Raw genomic sequence first — 1,995 nt, forward strand, 5'->3', positions numbered from 1 at the left:
CTTCCGTCAATCTCTCCGAAAGTGACCGCTCATGAGCTTCTTCAAACGACCGGCAGCCCATTACGGCAAGACTCCGCAACCCGAAACACCCTATCAGAAGGCCGCGCAGGTCTGGGACGAGCGTATCGGCTCGGCCCGCGTGCAGGCGAGAAACTGGAGGCTCATGGCGTTCGGAAGCCTGATCCTTTCGGCGGGCTTTGCTGCCGCGCTCGTTTGGCAGTCCACACGTGGGACCGTCGTTCCGTGGGTCGTACAGGTCGACAAGCTCGGCCAGGCCCAGACCGTCGCCGCTGCCACCGCCGACTACCGTCCCACCGATCCGCAGGTCGCATGGCATCTGGCGCGATTCATCGAGCAGGTCAGGAGCATTCCCGCCGATCCCATCATCGTCCGCCAGAACTGGCTGCGCGCCTATGACTGGACGACGGATCGCGGCGCGACAGCGCTGAATGACTATGCGCGGTCTAATGACCCCTTCACCAAGGTCGGCAAGCAGCAGGTCGCCGTCGAGGTGTCGAGCGTCATTCGCGCGTCGCCAGACAGCTTCCGTGTCGCCTGGGTCGAGCGCCGCTACGAGAACGGCCAGCTTTCCACCACCGAGCGCTGGACCGCGATCCTGACCATCGTGATCCAGCCGCCCCGCGATGCTGAACGGCTCAAGTCCAATCCTCTCGGCATCTACGTCAACGCGATTTCGTGGTCGAGGGAGATGGGCGAATGAACAAGCCGCCAATCCGCAGAGCCGGAAACCCGTCTTTCCGTAAACCCGCATTTGCTGCCGTGCTCCTGTCCGCCGCGGCACTGGCCGGCTGCGCCACGCCGCAAAAGCCGCCACAGATCCGCTACGATGCCGATGTGCCGGCGCTGCCGGCCGTTCCCGCCGTGCTGACCGACGATCGCCCGAAGCCGCTGCACATTCCTCCGGGCTGGACGCCAGCGCGCGGCGGCGTCAACGCGACCACACCGACCGGCCGGGTTCAGAACGCCAACGCGGCGGCCCGCGTTGAGCCGCGCCGGGAAGGCTACTACAATGCGATCCAGATCTATCCCTGGAGCGAGGGCGCGCTCTATCAGGTCTATGCCGCACCGGGCCAGATCACCGACATCGCGCTCGAACCCGGTGAAAGCCTGACCGGCGCCGGACCGATCGCGGCCGGCGACACCACGCGCTGGATCATCGGCGACACCGAGAGCGGCAGCGGCACGACCCGGCGCGTCCATGTGCTGGTGAAGCCCTCGCGCCCCGACATCACCACCAATCTGGTGATTTCCACCGATCGGCGCACCTACATGCTCGAACTGCGATCCGACGAAACACCTTACATGCCGTCGGTCGCCTGGTCCTATCCGCAGGTGCCGGGTTCACGGCTATCCATTCCCGACGCGCCGGCGATTCCAGCCGTGGCGGGGCGCAACTACCGCTATGGTCTCACTGGCGACACGCCGCCTTGGCGGCCGGTCTCCGTCTATGACGACGGCCGCAAGGTCTATGTCGAATTCCCGCGCGGCATCGTGCAAGGGGAATTCCCGCCGCTCTTCGTCATCGGTCCGGAAGGTGAGGCACAGATCGCCAATACCCGAATCTATCGGAACATCCTGATCGTGGATCGCCTCTTCGGTGCGGCGGAATTGCGCCTGGGTAGCGGCAAGCATCAGCAGACGGTGAGGATCGTCCGAACAAGCGGAGTCGTGCAGGCGCCGGCAGTCCAAACCAGGGAAGGAGGGCGGTCGTCATGAGCGAGGCCGATAACCGCGAAGATGCAATCCAGGCCCCCGGTCTTGTTCCACGCATGCGCTTGCGGGCAGAACCGCCGCGCGTCACCCGGCTATCCTGCAAGGTGCTCGCCGGCCTTGGTCTGGTCGCGTCGCTCGGCATCGGTGGAGCATTGATTTATGCGCTTCAGACCCGAGATCGCGGCAATGGTGGCGAAGAACTCTACTCGACCGAGAACCGGACCACTGCCGACGGTTTGGCAGGCTTGCCGCGGGACTATA

The 1,995-nt window shown here is 65.0% G+C and carries 2 protein-coding genes and 1 pseudogene; all 3 read left to right on the forward strand.

What is annotated here, in order from left to right; genetic code table 11:
• The first annotated feature begins 31 nt into the window (after positions 1–31).
• The gene (trbF, locus tag KWJ32_RS27950) at positions 32–721 is read left to right on the forward strand and encodes a conjugal transfer protein TrbF (RefSeq protein ID WP_125271071.1); all 690 of its coding nucleotides are present in this window, start codon (positions 32–34) and stop codon (positions 719–721) included.
• On the forward strand, positions 718–1,737 hold the full coding sequence (gene trbG, locus KWJ32_RS27955) for a P-type conjugative transfer protein TrbG (protein WP_125271072.1): 1,020 nt from the start codon (positions 718–720) through the stop codon (positions 1,735–1,737). The genes trbF and trbG overlap by 4 nt, the downstream gene beginning before the upstream one ends.
• Positions 1,734–1,995, forward strand: a pseudogene (locus KWJ32_RS27960) (conjugal transfer protein TraI); the annotation flags it as partial. The gene trbG and the pseudogene KWJ32_RS27960, both read left to right, overlap by 4 nt.

Origin of the sequence: Ochrobactrum sp. BTU2 (assembly GCF_024539785.1) — a bacterium.
Classification (GTDB): Bacteria; Pseudomonadota; Alphaproteobacteria; order Rhizobiales; family Rhizobiaceae; genus Brucella; species Brucella anthropi.